General features: G+C 75.9%; 4 protein-coding genes. 2 read left to right on the top strand and 2 right to left on the bottom strand.

Going from position 1 to position 3831, the window contains the following annotated elements:
- Positions 1-92 precede the first annotated feature (92 nt).
- Positions 93-1427: a nitrous oxide reductase family maturation protein NosD gene (locus BI06_RS05640; protein ID WP_043465502.1), complete on the top strand. Its 1335-nt coding sequence runs from the start codon at positions 93-95 to the stop codon at positions 1425-1427.
- Between the two features lie 26 nt (positions 1428-1453).
- On the opposite strand, the gene BI06_RS05635 is transcribed toward BI06_RS05640, so the two are convergent.
- Positions 1454-2341, bottom strand: coding sequence for a hypothetical protein (locus tag BI06_RS05635; protein ID WP_149030274.1), 888 nt, complete (start codon positions 2339-2341; stop codon positions 1454-1456).
- Between the two features lie 84 nt (positions 2342-2425).
- On the bottom strand, positions 2426-2881 hold the full coding sequence (locus BI06_RS05630) for a recombinase family protein (protein ID WP_043465500.1): 456 nt from the start codon (positions 2879-2881) through the stop codon (positions 2426-2428).
- Positions 2882-3342: 461 nt separating this feature from the next.
- Between BI06_RS05630 and BI06_RS50345 the strand changes: the two genes are divergently transcribed.
- On the top strand, positions 3343-3831 hold a 489-nt coding region (locus tag BI06_RS50345), incomplete at its 3' end, for a hypothetical protein (protein ID WP_051740275.1).

The following is a 3831-nucleotide window of genomic DNA, read 5'->3' as shown; positions in this document are numbered from 1 at the left end:
CGGGCGGGTCCGACGGCCGCGCGTTCTCCGACGGCGGCGCGTTCTCCGGTTCGGTGGGCATGCGCCCTATTGGAGACGATAGAACACGTCCTATGCAAATCACGTTTCGTGTTCGTCAGTTGACTCTCGCGGTGGTGGTGGCGGCGCTGGCCGCCGGGACGGCCACCGGGTGTTCCTCCAGCGGTTCGGGCTCCGGCGACGCCGCGCACCCGGCCGGGAACGTGGTCCGGGTGCCGGAGGACTTCCCCACCGTCCAGCGGGCCGTGGACGTCGCGCGCGACGGCGACACGGTGCTGATCGGCCCCGGCACCTACCGCGAGAGCGTGCGCGTCGCCCGGAGCAACCTGGTGCTGCGCGGGACCGACCGCTCCGCCGTGGTGCTCGACGGCGGGCTGAAGCTGGCCAACGGCATCACCGTCACCGGCCCGGGCTCGGTGGTGGAGAACCTCACCGTGCACCACTACCTGGCCAACGGCGTGCTGTTCACCGGTGTCACCGACGAGAAGCTGCAGCAGCGCGGCGCAGGCGGATCGGCGTACGACCCGCTGGACACCGCCCGCTTCCCGCCCGTCCAGGGCTTCCGGGCGACCGGTGTGACGGCGTACAACAACGGCCTGTACGGCATCTACGCGTTCGACGCGCGCGGCGGCGTGATCGAGGACTCCTACGCCTCCGGGCACGCCGACTCCGGTATCTACGTCGGGCAGTGCAAGCCTTGCGACACCCTGGTGCGCGGCAACACGGTGGAGCGCAACGCGGTCGGGGTCGAGCTGACCAACGCCTCGGACGGCCTGTCGATCCTGGGCAACCGGGTGGCCGGGAACCGGGTGGGTGTCACGGTGAACTCCAACGACCTGGAGGCGCTGGCACCGCAGCACGGGGCGGTGATCGCGGGCAACGTGGTCGTCGACAACAACGCCGCCGACACCCCGCAGCAGGCCGACGGGGGCTTCGGCATCGGCATCGGGATCGGCGGCGGGACGGCGAACCGGGTGGAGCGCAACCTCGTCCGGGGCAACCGCGCGGCCGGGGTGGTCGTCACGGATCCGGCGGGCCACCCGGCGAGCGGCAACCGGGTCGAGGGCAACCAGGTGGACGGCAACGGCGTGGACCTGGTGCTCGCCTCGGCCGATCCCGGCAACTGCTTCAGCGGCAACCGGCCCGGCGCCCAGAGTCCGGACGGCCTGGAGACGGCGGCGGCCTGCGGCGGCCAGGGGCGCGGGCCGCTGGCCGCCGGGCGCCCGGCCCCGGTGCAGGCACCGCCGGGGGTTCCGTTCAGCCAGGTGGCGGCACCGCCCGCGGTGCCGTCCGCGGTGGACCCGGCGGCGCCGGCCCGCCCGGCGACCGGGCTGCCGGGGCCGGTGGACCCGGCGGCGTACCCGCTGCCGACGGACGCCGGCTCGCTCCCGCCGCGCCCGGCGGGGTGAGGCAGGAGCCCGAAGGGGGGGCGCGGTCAGCCGGTGAGCCAGGGGGCTTCGGGCAGCACGGCGCCGCCGTCCTGCCCGGAGAACTCCACCGCGGTCGGCGTACCCAGGCCGGGCATCCGCATGGTGACCCGCCGCAGGCCGCCGTCGCCGTCGACCCAGTAGGTGAGCGGCGAGCGCTCGCCGTCGGGGGCGGCGCCCTGGGCGCGCGGGCCGGCGAACCGGTCGTAGTCCCGGCCGTCGATCCGCTCCCCGCCGAGCCTGCGGGCCCCGGACTGGGCGAGCAGCAGCGGGTTGTCGGGCCGGTCGGCGCCGAGCTGGACGACCAGTTGGAGCCCGGCGTCCAGCGGGTCGGCGGTGTAGGAGCGGGGGGACCAACCCTGCCGGGGGACGCGTTCGGCCTGCTTCCAGGCCGGGCCGTCGACCCCGGCGGGTTCGGGGGCGAGCCCGAGGCCGCCGGCGTCCCACACCACCAGGCCGTGGTCGAGCGGGCCGCTCGCGCCGGTGACCTGGTAGCGGCCGACGCCCCGGCGGACGCGGTAGTCCACGACGCCCTCGACCCGGACGGTGACGTCGCCGCCCTCGGCGGCGGTCAGGGCGAGCGTGACCGGGCTGGCCTGGAACAGGTTGAGCCGCGACAGGGCCAGCCGGGAGGCCTCGTCGACGGTGACCGGGCGTTCCCCGGTGCCGCCGGTGACGGTCCGGTAGGCGACCGTTCCGCCGACGGCGGCGGCGCCCGCCACCAGGGCGGCGAGGATCCTGAGGCGGACGGTGCGGCGGCGGCGCGGGTCCGGTCCTGGGGTGCCGTCCTTCCTTGATGCCTTCGCCTTCCCGACCGCCTTCGTCGTGACGGGTTCCTTCGTCGTCGACGCCTGCTTCGCGGCCTCCGGGTTCCGGGCCGGGGTCGTCCGGGCCATACGGGTTCCTTCTCTAGTCCGTCGGTCGGCCGGGTCGGCCGGGTCGGCCGGTGCCCGGCGTCGGGCAGCGGCCCGCGGTCCCGTTCAGACCGCCTGGTACGCGGCCGGGCCCTCGTCCGGCGCGGGACGGGGCGGCCGGACCGGGCCGAAACCGGGGACGGCCGACAGTCGCGTCACCCCGACGGGCCGGACGACCCGTCCCGGCGCCTCGATCACCTCGCAGCCCGCCCGGGCGAACCGCCGGACGATCTCCTCGGCCGCCCGGTCGTCGAGCGCGAACACGAACGGGCCCGGGACCAGTACCGCGTCCACCCAGCCGCGCTCGGCCGCCACCAGCAGGTTCTCCAGCGCCGGCAGCGGACCGTCGGTGCTGAGACCGTGGTCGCTGTACACGTCCGGCATCGGCAGCCCGAACCGGTCGGCCAGCTGCTCCATGGCGGTCCGCATGTAGTCGGCCTCCCGCGCGTCGTAGGGCCGGCACCGCAGGTACATCGCGGCCCGCCGCATCGTCGGACGTGCCGGTCGGTGGAGGTCGTGCATGCCGTTCACCTGGCTCTGGTCACTGTGCGTGGGGGAGGACGGCACCGGGCGGCAGGTGGGGAGGGGCTGGGCCCGGGACGACTCCCGGCGGCCACCGGGCCGATACCCAGCGGACTCCCGGAATGGTACGGGGATCAATGGGGGCCACTACCCATTGCTGCGCGGGGCCGTGCCTACGGCCCCCACCCGCTCCCCACCCGGCCATCGCCGGGCCCGTCCCTGCGGCGCTCCGCCGCAGGTGGGACGGGGTGCGCCGGGCCGGGGCGGGTCGCTGCCGGGTGCCGGTCCGGCGTCGCTGTCGGTGACGGCGGCGGAGCGCCGCCGGAGTGGCGGTGCCGGTCGCGAGGCAGCCGGACCGCCGGGTGACGTGCCCCGGGGGTCCGATCGGTTCGGGTCCCCGGTGAGGTTCCGCCCGGGAAAACCGAGCGCGGGCGATCCTCTGCGGCTGGCAGGATCGGCCCATGTCGAAAGATCCCTTACTGGCCAGGGCCCGGGGTGTGTGGCAGGAGCTGGCGGCGGTACCGGTGTCGTTCGGTGCGGCGGGCGAGATCCACGTCGTCGTGTCTCCCGGGTCGAGGATCTGCCCGCGCGGCTGGGCGGGCATCGTGCTCCTGGGAGGGGCTGCCGTCGTGACGGCTCCGAGCCGGGAGGCGGCCGACCGCATCCGCACGGCGGTGGCCGCACTGCCTGCCGAGCGGCTGACGGATCCGGAATCGGTCCGGAGGGCGCTGCCGACCGGCGAGGTTCTCGGGCCCGCCGGGCTTGCCTGTGTCGCCGACGAGGGCTTCCGGCCGGCCGCGGCGCCGACGGGCCTGCGTGTCGAGGAAGCCGCCGCCGGGGATGTCGACCTGGGCGGTCTGGAGCGGGCGGCCGGGGCGGCGGACGCCGACGAGGCCGGACTGGACGGGATGTCCTCGCCCGTGTTCGTCGTCCGGGTGGCCGGCCAGGTG

It is taken from the genome of Kitasatospora sp. MBT66, assembly GCF_000710405.2.
Taxonomy (GTDB): domain Bacteria; phylum Actinomycetota; class Actinomycetes; order Streptomycetales; family Streptomycetaceae; genus Kitasatospora; species Kitasatospora purpeofusca.
Note: the sequence above shows the minus strand (reverse complement) of the source record. Positions and strands in the feature narration are given on the sequence as shown.

Coding starts and splice junctions, on each gene's coding strand:
- BI06_RS05640 (WP_043465502.1), top strand. CDS start 93: ATGCAAATCACGTTTCGTGTTCGTCAGTTGACTCTCGCGGTGGTGGTG.
- BI06_RS05635 (WP_149030274.1), bottom strand. CDS start 2,341: ATGGCCCGGACGACCCCGGCCCGGAACCCGGAGGCCGCGAAGCAGGCG.
- BI06_RS05630 (WP_043465500.1), bottom strand. CDS start 2,881: ATGCACGACCTCCACCGACCGGCACGTCCGACGATGCGGCGGGCCGCG.